At 67.8% G+C, this 18,941-nt stretch carries 17 protein-coding genes and 1 tRNA gene; 13 read left to right on the plus strand and 5 right to left on the minus strand.

Going from position 1 to position 18,941, the window contains the following annotated elements; all coding sequences use genetic code 11:
• Positions 1 to 2: 2 nt before the first annotated feature.
• Both TSB10P1A_RS13340 and TSB10P1A_RS13345 read left to right on the plus strand, forming a co-directional pair.
• Entirely contained in the window at positions 3 to 881 is an 879-nt protein-coding gene (locus TSB10P1A_RS13340) for an ABC transporter ATP-binding protein (protein WP_186388405.1), read from the plus strand.
• Positions 878 to 1,714 (plus strand): dipeptide ABC transporter ATP-binding protein, encoded by an 837-nt coding sequence (locus TSB10P1A_RS13345; RefSeq protein WP_186388406.1) that lies wholly within the window; start codon positions 878 to 880, stop codon positions 1,712 to 1,714. Before TSB10P1A_RS13340 ends, TSB10P1A_RS13345 begins: the two co-directional genes overlap by 4 nt.
• 38 nt (positions 1,715 to 1,752) lie before the next feature.
• On the opposite strand, the gene TSB10P1A_RS13350 is transcribed toward TSB10P1A_RS13345, so the two are convergent.
• Positions 1,753 to 2,910, minus strand: coding sequence for a hypothetical protein (locus tag TSB10P1A_RS13350; RefSeq protein WP_186388407.1), 1,158 nt, complete (start codon positions 2,908 to 2,910; stop codon positions 1,753 to 1,755).
• A 222-nt stretch (positions 2,911 to 3,132) separates the two neighbouring features.
• Positions 3,133 to 3,723 carry a DUF1134 domain-containing protein gene (locus tag TSB10P1A_RS13355; protein WP_186388408.1) on the minus strand — a complete coding sequence of 197 codons (591 nt, stop codon included), beginning with the start codon at positions 3,721 to 3,723 and terminating at the stop codon, positions 3,133 to 3,135.
• Positions 3,724 to 4,012: 289 nt separating this feature from the next.
• Here TSB10P1A_RS13355 and TSB10P1A_RS13360 point away from each other — a divergent pair, with 289 nt between their 5' ends.
• From TSB10P1A_RS13360 to TSB10P1A_RS13390, 7 genes are all read left to right on the plus strand, one after another.
• Positions 4,013 to 4,519 (plus strand): hypothetical protein, encoded by a 507-nt coding sequence (locus TSB10P1A_RS13360; protein WP_208984930.1) that lies wholly within the window; start codon positions 4,013 to 4,015, stop codon positions 4,517 to 4,519.
• 216 nt (positions 4,520 to 4,735) lie between these two features.
• On the plus strand, positions 4,736 to 5,380 hold the full coding sequence (chpT, locus tag TSB10P1A_RS13365; RefSeq protein ID WP_186388409.1) for a histidine phosphotransferase ChpT: 645 nt from the start codon (positions 4,736 to 4,738) through the stop codon (positions 5,378 to 5,380).
• 131 nt (positions 5,381 to 5,511) lie between these two features.
• A complete protein-coding gene (locus TSB10P1A_RS13370; protein ID WP_186388410.1) occupies positions 5,512 to 8,277 on the plus strand; it encodes a chemotaxis protein CheW in 2,766 nt (921 codons plus the stop codon).
• The gene (locus tag TSB10P1A_RS13375; protein ID WP_186388411.1) at positions 8,274 to 8,753 is read left to right on the plus strand and encodes a chemotaxis protein CheW; all 480 of its coding nucleotides are present in this window, start codon (positions 8,274 to 8,276) and stop codon (positions 8,751 to 8,753) included. The genes TSB10P1A_RS13370 and TSB10P1A_RS13375 overlap by 4 nt, the downstream gene beginning before the upstream one ends.
• Before the next feature lie 47 nt (positions 8,754 to 8,800).
• Complete coding sequence (locus TSB10P1A_RS13380) at positions 8,801 to 9,166, plus strand: PleD family two-component system response regulator (RefSeq protein WP_186388412.1); 366 nt, start codon at positions 8,801 to 8,803, stop codon at positions 9,164 to 9,166.
• An 87-nt stretch (positions 9,167 to 9,253) separates the two neighbouring features.
• Positions 9,254 to 10,402, plus strand: a complete 1,149-nt coding sequence (locus TSB10P1A_RS13385; RefSeq protein ID WP_371515095.1) for a chemotaxis response regulator protein-glutamate methylesterase — start codon at positions 9,254 to 9,256, stop codon at positions 10,400 to 10,402.
• Positions 10,399 to 11,262, plus strand: a complete 864-nt coding sequence (locus TSB10P1A_RS13390; RefSeq protein ID WP_186388414.1) for a protein-glutamate O-methyltransferase CheR — start codon at positions 10,399 to 10,401, stop codon at positions 11,260 to 11,262. The genes TSB10P1A_RS13385 and TSB10P1A_RS13390 overlap by 4 nt, the downstream gene beginning before the upstream one ends.
• 224 nt (positions 11,263 to 11,486) lie before the next feature.
• On the opposite strand, the gene TSB10P1A_RS13395 is transcribed toward TSB10P1A_RS13390, so the two are convergent.
• Together TSB10P1A_RS13395 and TSB10P1A_RS13400 are read right to left on the minus strand one after the other, a co-directional pair.
• Positions 11,487 to 11,562, minus strand: a tRNA-Glu gene (locus TSB10P1A_RS13395).
• 141 nt (positions 11,563 to 11,703) lie between these two features.
• Entirely contained in the window at positions 11,704 to 12,063 is a 360-nt protein-coding gene (locus tag TSB10P1A_RS13400; RefSeq protein ID WP_186388415.1) for a hypothetical protein, read from the minus strand.
• Here TSB10P1A_RS13400 and TSB10P1A_RS13405 point away from each other — a divergent pair.
• From TSB10P1A_RS13405 to TSB10P1A_RS13415, 3 genes are all read left to right on the plus strand, one after another.
• Positions 12,062 to 13,099, plus strand: a complete 1,038-nt coding sequence (locus TSB10P1A_RS13405) for an RluA family pseudouridine synthase (RefSeq protein WP_186388416.1) — start codon at positions 12,062 to 12,064, stop codon at positions 13,097 to 13,099. The genes TSB10P1A_RS13400 and TSB10P1A_RS13405 overlap by 2 nt on opposite strands.
• Positions 13,100 to 13,256: 157 nt before the next feature.
• Positions 13,257 to 14,159 (plus strand): RNA polymerase sigma factor RpoH, encoded by a 903-nt coding sequence (gene rpoH / locus TSB10P1A_RS13410; protein WP_186388417.1) that lies wholly within the window; start codon positions 13,257 to 13,259, stop codon positions 14,157 to 14,159.
• Positions 14,160 to 14,339: 180 nt separating this feature from the next.
• On the plus strand, positions 14,340 to 16,538 hold the full coding sequence (locus tag TSB10P1A_RS13415) for a CHASE2 domain-containing protein (protein WP_186388418.1): 2,199 nt from the start codon (positions 14,340 to 14,342) through the stop codon (positions 16,536 to 16,538).
• On the opposite strand, the gene TSB10P1A_RS13420 is transcribed toward TSB10P1A_RS13415, so the two are convergent.
• On the minus strand, positions 16,535 to 17,479 hold the full coding sequence (locus TSB10P1A_RS13420) for a DMT family transporter (protein ID WP_186388419.1): 945 nt from the start codon (positions 17,477 to 17,479) through the stop codon (positions 16,535 to 16,537). The genes TSB10P1A_RS13415 and TSB10P1A_RS13420 overlap by 4 nt on opposite strands.
• Before the next feature lie 179 nt (positions 17,480 to 17,658).
• Between TSB10P1A_RS13420 and TSB10P1A_RS13425 the strand changes: the two genes are divergently transcribed.
• Positions 17,659 to 18,927 (plus strand): MFS transporter, encoded by a 1,269-nt coding sequence (locus TSB10P1A_RS13425; protein ID WP_186388420.1) that lies wholly within the window; start codon positions 17,659 to 17,661, stop codon positions 18,925 to 18,927.
• Positions 18,928 to 18,941: the final 14 nt, after the last annotated feature.

The following is an 18,941-nucleotide window of genomic DNA, read 5'->3' on the forward strand; positions in this document are numbered from 1 at the left end:
CGATGAGCCTGCTCGAAATCCGCAATCTCAGCGTCGAGTTCGACACCGCCAGCGGCCCGTTCCGCGCGCTTGCCGGCGTCGACTACACGGTCGAGGCCGGGGAGGTGCTCGCCATCGTCGGCGAGAGCGGCTCCGGCAAGTCGGTCGCCATGCTGGCGGTGATGGGGCTGCTGCCCGACACCGCGACGGTCACCGCCGAGCGCATGTCCTTCGAGGGCACCGACCTCAGGTCCCTGTCGGCGGCGCAGCGGCGCAAGGTCATCGGCAAGGACATCGCGATGATCTTCCAGGAGCCGATCGCCAGCCTCAATCCCTGCTTCACCGTCGGCTTCCAGCTCGACGAGGCGCTGAAGACCCACACGACCCTCAACCGCCGGCAGCGCCGCGACCGGGTGATCGAACTGCTCACCGCCGTCGGCATTCCCGAGCCGGAGCGCCGGATCGGCGCCTTCCCGCACCAGATGTCGGGCGGCCAGTGCCAGCGGGTGATGATCGCCATCGCCACCGCCTGCAATCCCAAGCTGCTGATCGCCGACGAGCCGACCACGGCGCTCGACGTCACCATCCAGAAGCAGATCCTCGACCTCTTGACCCGCCTGCAGCGCGACCACGGCATGGGGCTGATCATGATCACCCACGACATGGGCGTCGTCGCCGAGACCGCCGACCGGGTCGTCGTCCAGTACCAGGGCCGGCAGATGGAGACCGCCGACGTGCTCACCCTGTTCGAGAACCCCAGCCATCCCTATACGCGGGCGCTGCTCTCGGCCCTGCCGGAAAACGCCACCGGCGACCGGCTGCCGACCGTCGCGGATTTCGCCAGGGACTTCGCCAGGGAAACCCAGGCCGGCACGGATAGCGGCCGGGAGGCACGCCCATGAGCGACGTCATCCTCAAGGTCCGCGACCTCAAGCGCGACTACCAGATCGGCGGCGGCCTGTTCTCCGCGCCGCGCCTGCTGCATGCGGTCAAGGGCGTCAGCTTCGACGTGGAGCGGGGCACGACGCTGGCCGTGGTCGGCGAAAGCGGCTGCGGCAAGTCGACCCTCGCCCGCATGCTGACGATGATCGACGCCCCGACCTCCGGCTCCATCGAGATCGACGGCACGCCGATCGACATCACCCGCCACGGCATCACCCGCGAGATGCGCCAGGCGGTGCAGATCGTCTTCCAGAACCCCTATGGCTCGCTCAATCCGCGCCAGAAGATCGGCGCCGTGCTGGAGGAGCCGCTGCTGCTCAACACCTCGATGAGCGCGGCCGAGCGGCGCGACGCGGCGCTCGCCATGCTGGAAAAGGTCGGGCTCAAGCCGGAGCATTACGGGCGCTATCCGCACATGTTCTCCGGCGGCCAGCGCCAGCGCGTCGCCATTGCCCGCGCGATCATGCTGCGCCCGCGCCTGCTCGTGCTGGACGAGCCGGTCTCCGCGCTGGATCTCTCCGTGCAGGCGCAGATCCTCAATCTGCTGGCCGATCTGCAGGACGAATTCGGCCTCACCTATGTGTTCATCAGCCACGACCTGTCGGTCGTGCGCTACATCGCCGACAAGGTGATGGTGATGTATTTCGGCGAGGCGGTGGAATACGGCACGCGCGACGAGGTCTTCGGCAATCCGCAGCACGCCTATACGCGCACGCTCTTTGCCGCCACCCCGAAAGCCGATGTCGCCAGCATCCGGGCCCGGCTGGAGAAGAAGTCGGCCGCCGCCGGCTGAGATTGGGCGCCGCCCCCGCCTGCGGGCGGGAGCGGGTGTCAGCCGCCGGCCTTGGCCTTGCTGCGCGTCTCCCGCTTGGGCGCCTGCGGCGGCGGCTGGACTGCCCCGTCCGCTGCCGGCGCCTTGCGCTCGCGCACCGCGCGGATGCGTGCGGCCAGCGACTGAGCCACCGACGGGGCGACAGCATCAGGCGCCTCCGTTGCCGCAAGCACCGGCGCCAGATCCTCGTCGGTCCCGAGCGAGGCGGCAACGGAGGCGGCAAGGCCGGCAAGCTCCGCGCGCAGGGCGACGAAATCGTCATTGCCGCGCAGTTCCGCCCGCAGCCGTTCGTTCTCGGTGCGCAGCCGCGCCGCTTCCCCGGCCAGCGTCTCTTCGCCCGAAGTCCCTTCCGCCAGCACCGACAGGCGGGTGATTTCCGCCTGGGCGGCGATGAGCCGCGACTCCGTCTCGAACAGCCGGTCGTCGCGGGCGCGCAGTTCCTGCCGGCTGAGGCCGGCGCCCCGGCCCGCGCCCTGCGTGCCGGACGCCTCGTCGATCCCGCCGGCCGCGGCGGCGCGCTCCTCGGCGCGCTTGAGCCGGCGCTTCAGCGAGGCGATCTCGCCCTCCAGCGCCGTCACCCTGGTCAGTTCGGAAACCTTGCCGAGCGGATCGTCGCCGCGTGCTGCCACCATCGGCACCTCGACCTCCGCCACGGTCGGGGGGTGGATCGAAACAGGAGGCTGGACGTGAACGGCCTCGCCGGATCCGCCGCCCCTGTCGGCGCTTGCCTCCGCCGCCATCAGCCGCTTGAGGCTGCGTTCCAGCTCGCGGATGCGCGCCTTTGCCCGCGCCAGCGCCTCGCCGCCGTCATGGATCTCGCGGCGCAGATCCTCCTCCCGCGCCATCGCCTCGGCCAGCGCCTGGTCCTTCGCCCCGAACTCGGCGCGCACGTCCCCGGCCATCGCCTCGGCCCGGTCGCGGGCGATACGGTTCTCCGTCGCCTGCTGCCGCAGCCGCTCCAGCCCCGCTTCCAGCTTGCGGTATTCGACCGCGTGCCGGGCGCGCAGGCCGGCGATCTCGCCGCGCACATCCGCATGGGTCATCGGCGTCGTCGCCTCGACAGCGGCGCGCGTCAACCGCACCGCCCGGCGCCACACGGTCGGGATCAGCGCCACCGACAGCAGGCCGGCGAGGCAGAACCCGAGGGCCACATACATTGCCGCTTCAATCAAGACCGCTCACCACCGTTGGAGCACGGGCGCCGGACGCTTCCGGCCATGGAGGCCCCGCACCCGGACCCAGGCACCGAAACCCTGGCGCCTCGCGTGCCTCGGCCTTGCAGGCCGCGGGACATCGACGCCCCGTCACCTGCACATTTTACCATGCCTTCCTGATACAAGACGCAGGGTCGCCCGCCAAGCGCCTCGGCACGGCTCCGCTCAAAAAGGGTTCCAGGTCGGCTGGTCGGTGAACTTCAGGTAGCCGATATTGACCCCGAGCCGCGCGCCGACGCCGGCACGCACCGGCACCACATAGATGTCGTGGTTGGACAGCACCGTCATGCCGAAGCCGCCGATCAGATAAGCCGAGCCGTTGACGCCGACATAGCGGCGATAGATCGCCGACGTGTCGGGCAGATTGTAGACCAGCATCATCACCCGGGCCCCGTCGCCGCCGATGTCCCAGCCAAGCGACGGCCCCTGCCAGAACACCTTGTGGGTGCCGGCATTGCGCGTGTAGAGCTGCCCCTCGCCATAGCGCGCCCCGGCGATCAGCGCGCCCGAACCTTCCTCCCCGAGGATATAGCCGTTCGGCTGGCCGTATTGTGCCACCGCGCGCTCCACCACCGAGGCAAGGCCGCCCGACAACTGGCCGAAGAAGCGATGGCCGGTATCGAGCAACTCGCCCTGGCTGTACTGCTCGGGCTGCTGCGCCCGCGCCTGCGGCAGGCCGGCCGCGACGAGCGCGAGAAGGCCGAACACCAGGGTGGCGGCGATCGTGCCGGCACGGAAAGGGGAAAGTGACGTCATGATGCTCCATCCTCGATGCTCGCGCGTGCCAGCAGTTCGCTTCCGGCATCCGCGCGTTTTCCGCGGCCAACCTTTGCCGCCGCCCAAACGCCCTGTCGAACCTGCGCGGACCGCCGACAGACACCTCGTTCCGGCGACACGCGTCCAGTGACGCGTTTCCAGTGACACGTTTCCAGTGACACTGCTGCATTCGGCAAGGGCCGGCGGCCCCCGGCCGGGCTCCTCCGCGGTTGCCCTCGAACCCGGCTTGTGGGCACAGTCGTCGCCCCGGGGAACGCGGACTGATTCGATGCCAGAGTGTAGTCCAAATCGGAAAAGATTATGGTCGCCGGCCCGACGCGGCGGACGGAGCCTGCCGGCCCTTGTCGCCGGCCTGCTGGGCGTCCTTCTGATCGCCGCCCCGGCTCCGGCCATCGACTACGCCACCGATCCGATGTCAGGCTATGCGCTCGGCGGCCACGATCCGGTCGCCTATTTCATCGACCGCGCGCCGCGCCAGGGCAGCCGGCGGCAGGAGCTGCGCTGGGACGACACCGTCTGGATGTTCGTCAACGAAGGCAATCGCGCCGCCTTCCTGAAGGACCCGCATGTCTACGCGCCGTTTCTGCGGGGCTGCGACCCGCTGGCGCTCGCCGAAGGCTTCGTCACCATCGGCAACCCGATGATCTTCGCCCTCTACAACGGCCACCTCCTGCTCTTCCATTCCGAAATCAACCGCTTCCTGTTCCTGGCCGATCCGGACAACCTGCTGGCCGCCGCCAGGGGCCATGCCCGCGCCGAAGGCTGCAGCCACTGACCGGCGGGAGACCGGCCGGAGACCGGACCGCTTGGCAGCGCGGAACGGGCGGTGTAACCCTTTCGCGAGGATCGAATCGTGCCGCGACGGCAGGCACGGCCTTGGCATCGTCCGGGACAACCAGGACGGCCGGTCAGGGACGCTGCCACTCGTCGAGGCGCATGTATCGCCAGGGGCCTCCCAGGGGCCTCCCAGGGATATCGCCAAGGACACTTCATGACCGCCATCGACGAACTCAGCGCCCTCGACCTTGCCGCCCTGGTGGCGAGCCGCGTCTGCCACGACATCATCTCTCCGGTCGGCGCGATCACCAACGGCCTCGAAGTCCTCGACGAGGACAACAGCGAGGACATGAAGGAATTCGCGATGGACCTGATCCGCAAGAGCGCGCGTCAGGCCTCGGCCAAGCTGCAGTTCGCGCGCCTTGCCTTCGGCGCCGCCGGCTCGGCCGGCGCGGAGATCGACCTTGGCGACGCTCATTCGGTTGCCGCCGGCTTCCTCGCCAACGAGAAGGCCGATCTCGACTGGCAGGTGCCCCGCCTCTTGATGGCCAAGAACCGGGTCAAGCTGCTGCTCAACCTGGTGCTGCTGGCCAACCAGTGCGTCCCGCGCGGCGGCCTGATCACCGTCACCATGGACGGCGATGCGCAGGCTCCCACCTTCCGGTTGAAAGTAACGGGATCGACAACCAAGGTTCCGGCCCTTGTTCTCGACATGACCTCCGGCAAGGAACCGGAAAGAATCGACGCCCACACCGTTCAGCCGGTCTACGCCGTCTTGCTCGCCCGTGACTCCGGTATGGCTTTAGAAGTCGTTAAGGAAGACGATGGAGTCAAGATTACTGCCACCTCTGCGGGTTAAACTGCTTCAAAAGTACCCTACGTCGTTTCAGTCTATCTTAACTGTTTGAGCCGCATTGTCTCCGTCAGGGATGGGTGGTCCGGATGCAGGATCCGGATCGTGTACCAGTAACCAGTCGGGTGAGTGTGGCCATGGACGACTTGCTTAGCGAGTTCCTTACAGAAACGAACGAGAGCCTGGATGTCGTCGACGTCGAGCTTGTGAAGTTCGAGCAGGAACCGAACAACGCGAAGATTCTCGACAATATTTTCCGTCTGGTCCACACGATCAAGGGAACCTGCGGTTTCCTCGGCCTGCCGCGCCTCGAGGCGCTGGCCCATGCCGGCGAGACATTGATGGGCAAGTTCCGTGACGGCGCCAAGGTGACGCCCGAGGCGGTCTCGCTCATCCTCTCCTCCATCGACCGTATCAAGGAGATCCTTGCCGATCTCGAGGCGGCCGGCGGAACCGAGCCCGAGGGCAGCGACGACGACCTGATCTCCGAGCTCGAGCGCATGTCGCTCGCGGCCGTGGCCGGGGGCGCCGCCGCCCAGGACGAACCCGTCGCCGAGGAAGAAGGCGTTGCCAGCGGCGGCCTCGTCGAACAGGTGCTGGAGCGTCCGCTCCGTCCCGGCGAAGTCTCCCTCGACGAGCTGGAGCGCGCCTTCCGCGAAGCCGAGGTGGAGGTCGAGCTCCCGGTTTCCGCTCCCGTGTCCGAAATCGAGGCCGATGCGGAGATGGAGGCGGAAGCCGCCGCCCCGCCGCCGCCCCGTGCCATCCGTCCCCGCGTCCGCGAGGAAGAGGCCGCCCCGCGCGAGAGCGCCGAGAAGGGCGAGAAGAAAGCCTCCGTGTCGAGCCAGTCGATCCGCGTCGCGGTCGAGACGCTCGAACACCTGATGACGATGGTCTCCGAGCTGGTCCTCACCCGCAACCAGCTTCTCGAGATCGTCCGCCGGCACGAGGATTCCGAGTTCAAGGTGCCGCTGCAGCGCCTGTCGAACGTGACCGCCGAGCTGCAGGAAGGCGTCATGAAGACGCGCATGCAGCCGATCGGCAATGCCTGGCAGAAGCTGCCGCGCATCGTCCGCGACCTGAGCCAGGAACTCGACAAGCCGATCGAACTGGAGATGATCGGCGCCGAGACCGAACTCGACCGCCAGGTTCTCGAGCTGATCAAGGATCCGCTCACCCACATGATCCGCAACTCCGCCGATCACGGGCTGGAGATGCCGGTCGACCGTCGCGCCGCCGGCAAGCCGGAAAAGGGCACGATCACCCTGTCCGCCTATCATGAGGGCGGCCATATCATCATCGAGGTCAAGGACGACGGGCGCGGCATCGATGTCGACCGCGTCAAGGCCAAGGTGCTGGAGCGCGGGCTGGCCAGCGAGGCCGAGCTCGACAAGATGACGGATCAGCAGATCCACAAGTTCATCTTCCACGCCGGCTTCTCCACGGCGCAGAACGTCACCAGCGTCTCGGGCCGCGGCGTCGGCATGGACGTTGTCCGCAACAATGTGGAGCTGATCGGCGGAACGATCGACCTGCGCTCGGTTCCGGGCCGCGGATCGAGCTTCATCATCAAGATCCCGCTGACGCTCGCCATCGTCTCGGCGCTGATCGTCGAGGCCGGCGGCGACCGCTTCGCCATCCCGCAATTGTCGGTGGTCGAGCTGGTCCGCGTGCAGTCGAACTCCGAACACCGGATCGAGCGCATCAAGGACACCCCGGTCCTGCGTCTGCGCAACAAGCTGCTGCCGCTGGTGCACATGTCCCAGTTGCTGGGCGTCGGCCCGAACAATGGCGGCCAGGAGATCGAGTCCGATACCGGCTTCATCGTCGTGATGCAGGTCGGTAGCCAGACCTTCGGCGTCGTCGTCGACGGGGTCTTCCATACCGAGGAAATCGTCGTCAAGCCGATGTCCTCCATGCTGCGCAACCTGACCATGTTCTCCGGCAACACCATCCTGGGTGACGGTGCGGTGATCATGATCATCGATCCGAACGGCGTCGCCTCCGCCATGGCCAGCCACGCGTCCAGCGTCGTCGCCGAAGGCGAGCGCAAGGAGGCCGAGGAGGCGATGACCTCCGCCCTCGACGGCCAGTCGACCGTGTCGATGCTGCTGTTCCGCGCCGGCTCGCCCGAGCCCAAGGCGGTGCCGCTGTCGCTGGTCACGCGCCTGGAGGAGTTCGAAGTCTCCAAGATCGAGCACTCCAACGGCCGCGACCTGGTCCAGTATCGCGGCGCCCTGATGCCGCTGGTCTATATCGAGGCCTCGCAGACCCGCCGCGCCGACGGAACCCAGCCGATGCTGGTCTTCTCGGATGCCGGCCGGTCCATGGGCCTCGTCGTCGACGAGATCGTCGACATCGTCGAGGACCGCCTGAACATCGAGGTCGGCTCCGACCGGCCCGGCATCCTCGGCTCGGCGGTCATCAAGGACAAGGCGACCGAGATCATCGACCTCGGCTACTACCTGCCGCAGGCCTTCGAGGACTGGTTCATGCGCAAGGAGATGGATATCTCCGCGCTGACCAAGAAGGTTCTCCTGGTCGACGACAGCGCCTTCTTCCGCAACATGCTGACGCCCGTCCTCAAGGCGGCCGGCTACGACGTCACCGCCGTCACCGGTCCGCACCAGGCCTTCGAGCTGCTGGAGAACGGCGACGCGTTCCAGGCGATCGTCAGCGACATCGAGATGCCCGAGATCAACGGCTTCGAGTTCTGCGAGGCGCTCAGGCGCGATCCGCGCTTCCGCAAGATCCCGATCCTGGCGCTGTCGGCGGTGGTCTCTCCGGCCTCCATCGAGCGCGGCCGCCAGGCCGGTTTCGACGACTATGTGGCAAAGTTCGACCGTCCGGGGCTGATCGCCTCGCTGAAGGACCTGTTCGCCGGTGAAATGGGAATTGCGGCATGAGGCACAACGACAATCTCGCAGCCGGTATCGACGATACCATCCAATACGTCACCGTCATCATCGGCGGCCAGCTCTTCGGGCTGCCGATCAGCCAGGTGCATGACGTCTTCGTTCCCGAGAGCGTGACCCGCGTGCCGCTGGCCGCTCCCGAGGTCGCCGGCGTGCTGAACCTGCGCGGCCGCATCGTCACCGCCATCGACATGCGCAAGCGGCTGCACCTGCCCGACCGCGGCGAGAACGCCCAGGTCATGGCGGTCGGCATCGAGCACAAGGGCGAAAGCTACGGGCTCGTCATCGATCAGGTCGGCGAGGTGCTGCGCCTGTCGAACGACTCCATGGAACCCAATCCGTCGAATCTCGACAAGCGCTGGGCCGAGATTTCCGGCGGCGTCCACCGCCTCGACGGCAAGCTCATGATCATCCTCGATGTCGGCCGCCTGTTCGGTGCGATGTTCGAGCCGATGGTCGCGGCCTGAAGCGGCCGTACAGGTGAACTGAAACCCGGCAATCGGGAGACCAAGAAATGAAACACTGTCTCGTCGTCGACGATTCCAGCGTCATCCGCAAGGTCGCACGCCGCATCCTGGAGGACCTGTCCTTCGAGATCTCGGAGGCGGAGGACGGACTGAAGGCGCTGGAGGCCTGCCGCAAGCGCATGCCGGATGCCATCCTGCTCGACTGGAACATGCCGGAAATGGACGGCCTGGAGTTCCTGCTGGCCCTGCGCAAGGAATATGGCGGAGAAAAGCCCGTCGTCGTGTTCTGCACGACGGAGAACGACGTCGCGCATATCACCCGGGCCATGCGGGCAGGCGCGAACGAGTACATCATGAAGCCGTTCGACAAGGACATCGTGGAAGCGAAATTCCACGAGGCCGGGCTGCTGTAACCCTTTTCAAGGGCAAACCACATGAACGTCAGTTCTTCAGCGCCGGCCCCTCACCGGGACGGTGCCAAGGCGGATTGTATCCGCGTCATGGTTGTCGACGATTCCGTCGTCATTCGCGGCCTGCTCAGCCGCTGGGTCGAGGCCGACCCGGCGCTGCAGCTCGTCGGCTCGCATCGCAACGGCAAGCTGGCCGTCGACGATATCGAACGCTCCAATCCGGACGTGGTGGTCCTCGACATCGAGATGCCGGAAATGGACGGGCTGACCGCCTTGCCGCTGATGCTGCGCAAGAAGCGTGATCTCGTCGTCATCATGGCCTCCACCCTGACCCGCCGCAACGCCGAGGTCAGCCTGCGCGCCCTGTCGCTCGGGGCCCAGGATTATGTTCCAAAGCCGGAATCGACCAGCGAGGTCACCACCTCGATCGATTTCCGCCGCGAGCTGATCGACAAGGTCAAGGCTCTCGGCCAGCGCCGCCGCAATCTCGGGCCCGCCGGCGGCGGGCGCATGATGCGCGCCCAGACCGCGGCCGGACGCGCCGCGTCGCAGGCCCCGGCCGGCGCCGCCCCTGCCGGCTACAGCCGCCTTGCCGCCGGTCCCGCCGCTGCGCCCGCCGCACCGGCGATCCGCACCCGGCCCTATTCGGCGGCCCGCCCGCGCATCCTGGCCATCGGCTCCTCGACCGGCGGCCCTCAGGCGCTGCAGAAACTGCTGGCCGACATCGGCACGGCCATCCGCGAAGTGCCGGTGGTGGTGACGCAGCACATGCCGCCGACCTTCACCGCGATCCTCGCCGAACATCTCGCCAAGGCCTCGCTCCGGCCGGCGAAGGAAGCGGAGAACGGCGAGATCCTGAAGCCCGGCCACATCTATGTCGCGCCGGGCGGCCTGCACATGACCGTCGACAAGGACGGTGGCCAGGTGCTGGCCCGGCTGAACGACGGCCCGCCGGTGAACTTCTGCAAGCCGGCAGTCGATCCCCTGTTCGACAGCGTCGCCAAGGTCTACGGCTCCGCCACCCTGGCGGTGGTGCTGACCGGCATGGGTCATGACGGCGCCGCGGGCGTGCGCACCATCGCCGCCGGCGGCGGCAGCGTCATCGCCCAGGACGAGGCGACCAGCGTGGTGTGGGGCATGCCCGGCGCGGCCGCGCAGACGGGCATGTGTTGCGAGATCCTGCCGATCTCCCGGATCGGCCCCAAGATCTCCGGATTGTTGAGTGGAGGCCCCAGGTGATTGCGTCACAGTTCGAATATCTCAAGCAGTTCCTGAAGGCCAAGTCTGGACTGGTTCTGACCAACGAGAAGCAGTACCTGGTGGAAAGCCGCCTGCTGCCGGTCGCCCGGCGTCACGGCCATGCCGGCCTTGCCGAGCTGATCCAGGCGATGCAGAAGCCCGGTGCGATGCAGCTCTGCTCCGACGTGGTCGAGGCGATGACCACCAACGAGTCCTTCTTCTTTCGCGACAGCACCCCGTTCCAGCATTTCCGCGAGGTGATGCTGCCGGCGATGCTGAAGGCGCGCGCCGACCGCCGCGCGATCCGCATCTGGTGCGCCGCCGCCTCCACCGGCCAGGAGCCCTATTCGCTCGCGATCTGCCTGAAGGAAGCGGCAGCGAAACTGGCCGGCTACCGCGTCGAGATCATCGGCACGGACCTGTCGAACGAAGTGCTGGAAAAGGCCAGGAACGGCATCTACAGCCAGTTCGAGGTGCAGCGCGGCCTGCCGATCCAGATGCTGCTGAAGTATTTCACCCAGAAGGGTGACCTGTGGCAGATCAATCCGGAACTGCGCTCCATGGTGCAGTGGCGCAAGCTGAACCTGCTGGAGAGCTTTTCCACGCTCGGCTCCTTCGACATCGTCTACTGCCGCAACGTGCTGATCTACTTCGATCAGCCGACCAAGGTGGACGTGCTGCAGCGCATCGCCAAGCAGATGCCGGCCGACGGCTATCTGGTGCTGGGTGCGGCCGAGACGGTGGTCGGCCTGACCGATGCCTTCCGCCCGGTACCGGAACTGCGCGGCCTCTATCAGCCGGCCCAGGCCGCCGGTACGCAGGGCCTTGTGGCCCGCTCGCGCTTCCAGGTCGCCGGCTGAGCCGCCGCAAGCCACATTTGCACGACCCCGAAACGCCGGCGCCCTCGCGCCGGCGTTTTGCATTTGCGGCAGGAACCGGAGGGAAAGGGGCAACCGGAAACGGCACGGGGCCGGATGCCGCGCACGCGAAAAGCCTTGCCCGCAGGCAGCCTGGACGCTTCGATTTTCCGGAAATGTCGCGGAGCCGGCGGCAAGTCGCTCGTATCGCAAGCGCTTGCGAAAATTGGCACCCCCAAGGGGACTCGAACCCCTGTTTCCGCCGTGAGAGGGCGGCGTCCTAGACCGCTAGACGATGGGGGCGTCGGCCGGTCAGTTACGAACAGGCCGCGTCAATAGAACGCCCGCGCGCCGAATGCAAGCCCCATTTTTCGCAAAGCCTGTGGACAGTTGAAAAACCGCCATGCCGACCGCCGGTGGCCCCGGCGGCCGTCGTGCCTGTCGTTACTGCGCGACGAACGTGGTCTCGCCGATCAGCCGGCCGGTCGTCGCCTCCAGATGCAGCAGCTTGCTGGTCGTGCCGTCGCGCACCAGCAGGATCAGCCGATCGCCCGACAGGATCATGCTTTCCACCCGCCCGTCCTTGCCGATCGCGACGGTTGCGGCTATATCGCTGCCGTCCGCCCGCTTGCCGCTTTCGGACAGCTTGTAGATGATGGCCGCGAGAACGGCCATGAAGCCGAGCACCATGACGAGGCTCGAGACGGCGAGCAGCCGCTTCAGCTTCTTCTGAACCCGTTCCATCGCCGGATCCAGCGGGGCTTCCGCGTTGCGGTCTTCGTCGTCCATTGCCGGATGTGTCATGTCTATGTCCATTGAAGAGGAAGGCGATGCCGATGGCGTCGCGATCGCAGCCCTTGCCGTTTCCCAGGAGGATGCCGGCAGCCGCCTTGATGCGTGCCTTGCCCGCCATCTGCCGGAACTCAGCCGCAGCCGCATCCAGTCGCTGATCCGTCAGGGCCGGGCGCGCGTCGACGGGCGGACCATACTGGAGCCCAAATACCGGGTCAATTCGGGCGAGGACCTTGCGCTGGAGCTTCCCGAGGCGGAAGAGGCCGAGCCGACGCCGGAGGCGATCCCGCTGACGATCGTCTACGAGGACGAGCATCTCGTCGTCGTCGACAAGCCCGCCGGCCTCGTCGTCCATCCCGGCCCCGGCAACTGGAGCGGCACGCTGGTCAACGCCCTGCTGCACCATTGCGGCGACAGCCTGTCGGGCATCGGCGGCGTCAAGCGGCCCGGCATCGTCCACCGGCTCGACAGGGACACCAGCGGCCTGCTGGTCGTCGCCAAGACCGACCTCGCCCATCAGGGCCTTGCGGCCCAGTTCGCCGACCATGGCCGCACCGGCCCGCTGGAGCGCGAATATGTCGCCCTCGTCTGGGGCGCGCCGATGCAGCTTCGCGGCACGGTCGACGCCGATCTCGCCCGCTCCTCCGCCAACCGGCAGAAGATCGCGGTGACCAAGTCGGGTGGCCGCCATGCCGTCACCCACTGGCAGGTGCGCGAGCGCTTCGGCCCGAAGGACGCCGCCCCGCTGGCCGCCCTGATGGCCTGCCGGCTGGAGACCGGCCGCACCCACCAGATCCGCGTGCACATGGCCCATATCGGTCATCCCCTGATCGGCGATGCCGACTACGGCGCCCATTTCCGCACCAAGTCGGCACGTCTGCCGGACGAGGTCCGCGCGGTCGTCGACGCCTTTCCCCGTCAGGCCTTGCACGCCGGCCTGCTGGCCTTCGCCCATCCGGCGAGCGGGGAAACCCTGCGTTTCGAAAGCCCCCTTCCCGACGACATGGCTGCCCTGATTGCGGCAATCCGGACAATTTCCCCATCATAATTAGCAAAGTTTTGTCCTGATATTGTCCAAATGACACCTATATTGGGAGCTTCGGCGTGCCATTCGGGCGCCGCAACCGAATGCCCTGCGATGGCGGTCGCACACTCGGCCAGGACCGATGCGACCCCGGAGGGATCGTGGGAGAAGGGGTGCTTTCATGGCCCAGAACATTCCGGCGCTGAGCTCCGGCGAAGGCGGGCTCAGCCGATATCTGGACGAGATCCGGCGGTTCCCGATGCTGGAGCCGCAGGAAGAATATATGCTCGCCAAGCGCTACAAGGAGCATGACGACCCGGCCGCGGCCGAGCGGCTCGTGACCTCGCATCTGCGCCTCGTCGCCAAGATCGCCATGGGCTATCGCGGCTACGGCCTGCCGATCTCCGAGGTTGTCTCGGAAGGCAATGTCGGCCTGATGCAGGCGGTCAAGCGCTTCGAGCCCGACAAGGGCTTCCGCCTCGCCACCTATGCGATGTGGTGGATCAAGGCGGCGATCCAGGAATACATCCTGCGCTCCTGGTCGCTCGTGAAGATGGGCACCACCGCCAACCAGAAGCGCCTGTTCTTCAACCTGCGCCGGCTGAAGGGCCGCATCCAGGCGCTCGACGAGGGCGACCTGCGCCCGGAGCATGTCACGGAGATCGCGACCAAGCTCGGCGTCAGCGAGGAGGAGGTCGTGTCGATGAACCGGCGGCTCGCCGGCGACGCCTCGCTCAACGCGCCGATCCGCGCGGAGGCCGACAGCGGCGAGTGGCAGGACTGGCTCGTCGACGAGAGCGACAGCCAGGAGGCGATCTTCGCCCAGCAGGAAGAGCTCGACCAGCGGCGCAAGCTGCTCGGCGACGCGATGGAGGTCCTCAACGACCGCGAGCGGCGGATCTTCGAGGCCCGCCGGCTGTCCGAGGATCCGGTGACGCTGGAGGACCTGTCGAGCGAGTTCGGCGTCAGCCGCGAACGCGTCCGCCAGATCGAGGTCCGCGCCTTCGAGAAGGTGCAAAAGGCGGTCCGCCGGGGCGCGCGCGAGCTGGAACAGCCGCAGGCACAGATCGCCGGCCCGGCCTGACGGGCACGAGCGCCTCTCGCCTCGTGCAAATCGCAGTCCCGCGCCCCCGGCGCGGGACGCGCGTTTGCCGCAAAGCGGATTCCCCTTTCAGATCCGATGCTCTAACCTTCCCGGCAGTGCCGGGAAGGTTAGAGCATCGGACCGGCATGACGGCCGGCGGCAGGAAAGGCGGAAGACCCCATGCGCATCACGCGACGCAAGCGCCTGTTCGTGGCGGCGGTCGGGTGCCTGGTGCTCGCCGTCGTTACCGCGCTGCGCGCCTACGATCCGCCCTTCGTCTCGGAGATCCGTCTGATAGGCCTCGACAGCTACCAGCGCTTCTGGCCACGCCCTCACGATGACTTTCCCGTCCGTATCGTCGACATCGACGAGCGCTCGCTGGCCGTGCACGGCCAATGGCCCTGGCGCCGCGACACGCTGGCAGACCTGACCCGCGCGCTGGCGGAGCTGGGGGCCGCCGCCATCGCCTATGACGTGATCTTCGCAGAACCGGACCGGCTGTCGCCCCACCGCTATGTGCCGGACCTGAAGCTCGGCAGCGATGCCGCACTGGAGGGGCTCGCCGACCGGCTCCCGGACACGGACCAACTGTTCGCGGAGGCGATTGCCGAGGCGCCCGTCGTCCTCGGCTTCGCCATCCTGCCCAATGCCGATGGCGGCCGGCCGGCCGCCAAGGCCGGTTTCGCCCATGCCGGCAGCGACCCGGCCGCCAGCCTTCCCGCCTTCCCCTCGGTGCTTGCCAGCCTGCCCGTGCTGGAGGAGGCGGCGACGGGAAGCGGCGGCCTCAGCCTGTCCAGCCGCGACACGGTCGGCATCGTGCGGCGCGTGCCGATGGTCTTCACCGACGGGCAGGCGCTGTTCCCGAGCCTGGTGATGGAGGCCTTGCGGGTTGCCCAGGGCGCCGGCAGCTACATCATCCGCTCCGCCGATGCGAGCGGGGAACTGGGCACCGGCGCGGCGGCCGTCACCGACATCAAGGTCGGCGCGGTTCCCTTCCCCACCACGGCGCAGGGCGAGCTCTGGGTCTATTTCAACGAGGACCGGCCCGATCGCTACGTCTCCGCCGCCGACGTGCTGGACCCGGCGACACGGGCCGGCCTTGCCTCGCGGATCGAGGGCCAGATCGTCTTCGTCGGCACCTCGTCGGTGGGTCTCTTCGACATCCGCGCGACACCCCTCGGCGACCTCGTCCCCGGTGTCTCGGTGCATGCGCAGGCGGCGGAACAGATCCTTGCCGGCACCTTTCTCAGCCGGCCCGACTGGGCCGACGGCGCCGAGATCATCGTCACCGTGCTGCTCGGCATCGCCGTCATCGCGTTGACCCTCGCCTTCGGCGCGATCTGGGCGGCGGCCATCGGCGGCGGCATCGCCCTTGTCCTTTATGCCGGCGCCATCCACCTCTTCCGCACGCAAGGGCTGCTGCTCGATCCGGTCTATCCGACCGCGGTCAACCTGTTCGCCGTCTACGCCGCCGCCACCGCCCTGCTCTACGTCCTGACCGAACGGGAAAAGCGCTTCGTGCGCGCCGCCTTCGGCCAGTATCTGGCGCCGGAAATGGTCAAGCGGCTGGAGACGGCGCCGGACGCCCTGCGGCTCGGCGGCGAGATGCGCGACATGACCATCATGTTCATGGACGTGCGCGGCTTCACGCCGATCTCCGAGCAACTGACGCCGACGGATCTGGTCGCCTTCCTCAATGCCCTGCTGTCGCCGCTCTCCGAGGAGATCCAGGCACGCAGCGGCACCATCGACAAATATATCGGCGACAGCATCATGGCCTTCTGGAACGCGCCGATGGATGTCGGCGACCATGCCGCCAAGGCCTGCGGGGCGGCGCTGGAGATGGTGCGGATCGTCGACCGGCTGAACGCGGCAGATGCCTTCCACTTCCGCCAGCGCGGACTGCCGACGCAGAGCGTGCGCATCGGCGTCGGCCTCAACACGGGCGAGGCCTGCGTCGGCAACATGGGCTCCGACCGGCGCTTCAACTATTCGGTGATCGGCGATGCAGTGAACGTCGCGGCGCGAATCGAATCGAGCTGCAAGGCGGTCGGCGCCGATTGCGTCGTCTCCGAGGACACCGCGCGCGCGGCCCCCGGCTTCGCCTTCCTGGAGGCCGGCGCTATCCCGCTGAAGGGCAAGAGCGTGCCGATCCGCCTGTTCGCCCTTGTCGGCGATCCCGACTATGCGACCAGTGCCGAGTTCCAGGCACTCGCCGAAGCCCATGCGGCACTGGTCGCGGCGATCGACGACGGCGACCGCGAGACGGCGCTTGCGCGTCTTGCCGCCTGCCGGGAACGCGCGCCAGAGCGGCTCCACGACATCTACGACCGCTTCGCCGAACGCATCGAGGCAATGCCGCACCGCGCCCCGGCCTAGCGAGGGTCGCTCCCGGCCGGGCGGCGCGAACTGCCGAAGACTGCCAGCACGCGCCCGTCGAGCAGGACCAGACCGGCGAGCAGCACGCCCATGCCGGCGAGTTGCAGCCCCGACAGGGCCTCGCCGAGCAGCAGGGCGGAGATCAGCGTCGCCGATACCGGGATCAGCAGCGTGACCAGCGAGGCATTGGTGGCGCCGCCCTCGCTCAACAGGCGGAAATAGATGAGATAGGCAAAGGCGGTGCAGGCGGTGCCCAGCGCCACCACCGAGGCCCAGGCCGCCGGCCCCGCCATGGCGGGCGACCAGCCGCCGGGACTGGCGGACGCCTGCCAAAGCGCCAGCGGCAACAGCAACAGGCTGGAGCCGGTGAGTTGCCCGGTCGCCGCCACCATCACCGGCACACCGCGAAAGCGGCGGGCGAAAGCGGCGGCAAAGGCATAGGACAGCGCCGCGCCGAGACACAGGAACTGCGCCCAGGCCGGCTCGCCGGCAAGGCCCGCCAGCGCGCCCGCCTCCAGCCCCGGCAACAGCAGCAGCGCCACCCCGGCGAAGCCGACGACGATGCCGGCGACCCGATGCGCCCGCAACACCTCCTGGCGAAACGCCAGCGAGGCGACGAGCACGGTGAAGATCGGCGTCGTCGCGTTGAGGATCGAGGCAAGGCTCGCCGAGATGCCCGTCTGCCCCCACAGGATCAGCGAGAACGGGATCGCGTTGTTGAGAAGCCCCATCAGCAGGAAGGCGCCGAGGGTCGAACGATCGCGCGGAAAGGCAAGCCCGTAGATCCGCAGCACCGCGTGCAGCACCAGCGCCGCCAGCAGCACCCGCAGGAAGGCGAGAACGAAGGGCGGGATCTCGCCAAGGGCGATCTTGCCGAACGGAAAGGTCGCGCCCCACACCAGCGCCAAGACGACCAGCAGCACCCAGTTCTTCCAGCTCATTGTCCCTCTCCGCCAACGCCTTGCCCGGCGCCTCGACATGCCTATCGCCGGCCGCCCGTCGCACCCACCCGATAGGCGAGCGTTGCGGCCATCCAGGTTGAAAAGTCGAAACAGGGGCTTGTGGCGGGCGGCCACCGCGGTCAGGATCGGCGTTCCCGCCGCCCCGAGTGCTGGCCAGCATGCCCGACAATCCGTCCTCCCTCGCCTCGCGTCCGCTGCTCTTCCGCCTGATCCCGCTTCTCGTCGCCGCGGCTCTGCTGCTTGGCGCCAATGGCGTGGCGATGACCGTGATCGCGGTGCGCGGCCGGCTGAACGGCCTTTCCGACACGACCATCGGCCTGTTCGGCTCGGCCTATTATGCCGGCTTCATTCTCGGCGTGCTGGTCACGCCGATCCTGATCCAGCGCGTCGGCCATATCCGGGTGTTCTCGGCCCTTGCAGCGCTGAGCGCCATCTCCGTGCTGCTGTTGCTGCTCACCGCGCCGGGCTTCACCTGGGCGGGCCTGCGCTTCGTCAGCGGCATCGCCTTCTGCGGCACGGCGATGGTGCTGGAAAGCTGGCTGAACGCTCTTTCCTCGAATGCCGAGCGCGGCCGCATCCTCAGCATCTACCGCATCGTCGACCTGGGCGCGGTGACCGGCGGGCAGTTCCTGCTGCCGGCCTTCGGCGCCGGCGGCGTCGAGATCCTGGTGGTGATCGGCCTTGTCTTCTGCGCCGCGCTCATTCCGGTCTCGCTCGCCCGCGAGGGCAATCCCCCGGTCTCCGACACGACGCGGATCAACTACCTGTCGATCTGGGCGATCTCGCCGGTCGCCGCCGTCGGCTGCCTGACCATCGGCCTGACCAACGGCGCCTTCCGCACCGTCGGCCCGGTCTATGCGCAAGGGGTCGGCCTCGACGCCGACGGGCTGGCGCTCCTGATCAGCCTGTGGGTGATCGCCGGCGCCATCTTCCAGTTTCCGCTCGGCTGGGCCTCGGACCGCATCGACCGGCGCTACGTGCTGATCATGGCGACGCTCGGCGCCGGCCTCTCCTGCCTGTTCCTGTCCGGCGTCACCGCTGAGGCGGCGATCTTCCTCGGCGCCTTCCTGTTCGGCGGCTTCGCGCTGCCGCTCTATTCGCTCTCCGCCGCCCATGCCAACGACCATGCCGGCCCCGGACAATATGTCGAGCTCGCCGCCGGGCTGACCATGTTCTTCGCGCTGGGCGCCATGGTCGGCCCGCTGATCGCCTCGGCGGTGATGGACCGGTTCGGCCCCGCCGCCTTCTTCGTCTATACTGGCGGGCTGCACCTCGCCTTCGTCGCCTTTGTCGGCCTGCGGCTTCTGGTCCGCGAGGCGGCTCCGGCGAGCCGACGCGGCCGCTTCGTCTGGCTGCTGCGCACTTCGCCGGCGATCTTTCGCCTGGCAAGCAGTCAGAAGGGACAGGACAAGCCGGATCGGGAGTGACTTTTCCGCCGCGC

Source organism: Stappia sp. TSB10P1A, assembly GCF_900185725.1.
In the GTDB taxonomy this organism is placed as follows: Bacteria; Pseudomonadota; Alphaproteobacteria; order Rhizobiales; family Stappiaceae; genus Stappia.

Excerpts from the sequence above, each read along its gene's own strand:
- TSB10P1A_RS13340 (WP_186388405.1), top strand. The coding sequence starts at position 3 with ATGAGCCTGCTCGAAATCCGCAATCTCAGCGTCGAGTTCGACACCGCC.
- TSB10P1A_RS13345 (WP_186388406.1), top strand. The coding sequence starts at position 878 with ATGAGCGACGTCATCCTCAAGGTCCGCGACCTCAAGCGCGACTACCAG.
- TSB10P1A_RS13350 (WP_186388407.1), bottom strand. The coding sequence starts at position 2,910 with ATGTATGTGGCCCTCGGGTTCTGCCTCGCCGGCCTGCTGTCGGTGGCG.
- TSB10P1A_RS13355 (WP_186388408.1), bottom strand. The coding sequence starts at position 3,723 with ATGACGTCACTTTCCCCTTTCCGTGCCGGCACGATCGCCGCCACCCTG.
- TSB10P1A_RS13360 (WP_208984930.1), top strand. The coding sequence starts at position 4,013 with ATGCCAGAGTGTAGTCCAAATCGGAAAAGATTATGGTCGCCGGCCCGA.
- chpT (WP_186388409.1), top strand. The coding sequence starts at position 4,736 with ATGACCGCCATCGACGAACTCAGCGCCCTCGACCTTGCCGCCCTGGTG.
- TSB10P1A_RS13370 (WP_186388410.1), top strand. The coding sequence starts at position 5,512 with ATGGACGACTTGCTTAGCGAGTTCCTTACAGAAACGAACGAGAGCCTG.
- TSB10P1A_RS13375 (WP_186388411.1), top strand. The coding sequence starts at position 8,274 with ATGAGGCACAACGACAATCTCGCAGCCGGTATCGACGATACCATCCAA.
- TSB10P1A_RS13380 (WP_186388412.1), top strand. The coding sequence starts at position 8,801 with ATGAAACACTGTCTCGTCGTCGACGATTCCAGCGTCATCCGCAAGGTC.
- TSB10P1A_RS13385 (WP_371515095.1), top strand. The coding sequence starts at position 9,254 with ATGGTTGTCGACGATTCCGTCGTCATTCGCGGCCTGCTCAGCCGCTGG.
- TSB10P1A_RS13405 (WP_186388416.1), top strand. The coding sequence starts at position 12,062 with ATGTCTATGTCCATTGAAGAGGAAGGCGATGCCGATGGCGTCGCGATC.
- TSB10P1A_RS13400 (WP_186388415.1), bottom strand. The coding sequence starts at position 12,063 with ATGACACATCCGGCAATGGACGACGAAGACCGCAACGCGGAAGCCCCG.
- rpoH (WP_186388417.1), top strand. The coding sequence starts at position 13,257 with ATGGCCCAGAACATTCCGGCGCTGAGCTCCGGCGAAGGCGGGCTCAGC.
- TSB10P1A_RS13415 (WP_186388418.1), top strand. The coding sequence starts at position 14,340 with ATGCGCATCACGCGACGCAAGCGCCTGTTCGTGGCGGCGGTCGGGTGC.
- TSB10P1A_RS13420 (WP_186388419.1), bottom strand. The coding sequence starts at position 17,479 with ATGAGCTGGAAGAACTGGGTGCTGCTGGTCGTCTTGGCGCTGGTGTGG.
- TSB10P1A_RS13425 (WP_186388420.1), top strand. The coding sequence starts at position 17,659 with ATGCCCGACAATCCGTCCTCCCTCGCCTCGCGTCCGCTGCTCTTCCGC.